At 60.0% G+C, this 1,895-nt stretch carries 2 protein-coding genes; both read right to left on the minus strand.

What is annotated here, in order from left to right:
• Positions 1-263 precede the first annotated feature (263 nt).
• Positions 264-731, minus strand: a complete 468-nt coding sequence (locus tag MJD61_20440; protein MCG8557632.1) for a hypothetical protein — start codon at positions 729-731, stop codon at positions 264-266.
• Between the two features lie 188 nt (positions 732-919).
• Positions 920-1,895, minus strand: a 976-nt coding sequence (locus MJD61_20445) for an RHS repeat-associated core domain-containing protein (GenBank protein MCG8557633.1), incomplete at its 5' end; no start/stop codon positions are given.

Consider the following 1,895-nt stretch of genomic DNA (forward strand, 5'->3'; position numbering starts at 1 on the left):
CCGACCGTGCCCGCGGGAACCCAGACCCAGATGCTGAGACGGCTTGTCTCGCCGGAAATGCACGATACATCGAGCGGAACGTTGGCGAATTCGTCGGTCCCGCCGCCTTGCGGCGTCCGCGACAGCCGATTGGCGATCAGAGTCAACAACCGGCCGTCGGGCCCGGCCGCCACGATCCTCGGCGGCCAACCCCGGACGGTTTCTGGTTCATGCACAGGCAACCCCGGACGGTTTGGGGCGTTACCGGCCGTATAGTCGCCGCCTCAGCGTATCAGAGTGCATTTGATGGTTATGCGGTTCGGGATCTCTTCAAGCTTCCCCTCCCACAGTCCGCAGTCGAGAAGATTGTCTTTTGCAGACTCGCGTGCGCTCGTTACATTCACCAAAGCCACTTTCAGGGTGTGGCCTTTTGGGCCAGGGACAAGGGACTGTGGTGGCACATGTAGCACTCCTCCCTGTGCGTCCAGCACTCCGTCCCAGGATCGCGAAAACTCTGGACGCGCGGCGGCGCTATCGTAAAGAGCAAGATGGACGGCGACTCGTTCCTTTTCTCGCGCAAGTGCAGCCTTGGTGCTGGCATCAAGCTCGACCTCGATTTCAAACCCATGCAGCTTTGAGTCGTCTTGTCCCTTCGCCAATTCGTTTCCTCGAGTCGTTTCCTTGACGAGCAAGCGTCCGTCTGCCGCTGTACCTCTGTCGTCTTTCACCACCTTCACCTTCGGATCGGCCAAGCGACCCCCTCTTGCCGTCTGTGACTTGGATCCCAGTTCAGCTGCGACTTCGATTGACGGCTCTTTCGAACTACTTGCCGCTTCCGGGGTCGCCCCGAATGCTGCCGATGGTGCGCCGGTCTCACGGTCACTTTCATGTGTGCAGGAGGCAAGCACCCACAGACCGAGCAACGCTGACAACCGTACCATCATGGACCTCCTGTCCACCGACGGTATGTCAGCGGGCCAGCTTGAACTCCAGGTCGTGCAAGCGTCTTCCCGAGCGGTCTTTCGCGAATAATCCCCCTATCAGCAGTACCAATATACGTCGGCCCTGGACCGCTCGGACCCCTCCGAGAGCTGACGATTGCGACGTGACCTCCTGCGTCGCTGTAGTGGATCCTTTGGGCGACGACATCTCCGCCCATGGGTGTTTCGCCAGGGCCTAACACCCGCCATCCAGGGATATTGAACTGCGGGTCTGCCCATTGTCGTGCGGAGGGAGGGCCTCTAACAAAATTAGGCGTCCCCGGATCAGCTCCTGCCACCACAAGAATATCGTAGACAAACTTATTGCATTTGTAAGTACCGCAAGCGAAGTTGCCCTTCGCCACATCTGTCATCCACGCCTCGCTGTAGATAGATTTCCTCGCAAGTCTCTCGATCCGTCTACGTGTCTCAGTTGCGGAGGCTGCCAGCGTCTGCGCCCCCTTTGGTACCTCGCTAGCGCGCGGCGCCGGCGTGAACCCATCCACCCCCGACGGCTCACCCGAGCCCATCGGGTAGCCCGGGGCATGCCCGAGATACTCTCCGGGATAGGCGCCCGAGCGCGTCGACCCGCTACCCAATGTTCCTGGAATGAACGTGCGAACCTCGTTCCCGTCAGACCTTGCGTAGGAGGTCGCCCCAACCGCCAAGGCGAATGCACCATAACACAGCACCCCAGGTTCAAGTACGGAGCATGCAGCCACTGTCCCCACCCACGCGCCAGCCGCGAGAGCCCACTTCCAGAAGTATCCCGACGGATCCGTATAGTTCAGTGGATTGTTACCCACATAGCTATACCGATTCCAGGACTGGCTGTTGCCCGGCTCCGGCACAAACGGGTCCGGCGTCAAAAACCTCCCCATGTGTGCGTCGTAGATTCTGCCCTTCATGTTCACGAGGCCGAGCTTGTTGAAGTGC

Source organism: Pseudomonadota bacterium (genome assembly GCA_022361155.1).
Lineage (GTDB): Bacteria > Myxococcota_A > Polyangia > Polyangiales > JAKSBK01 > JAKSBK01.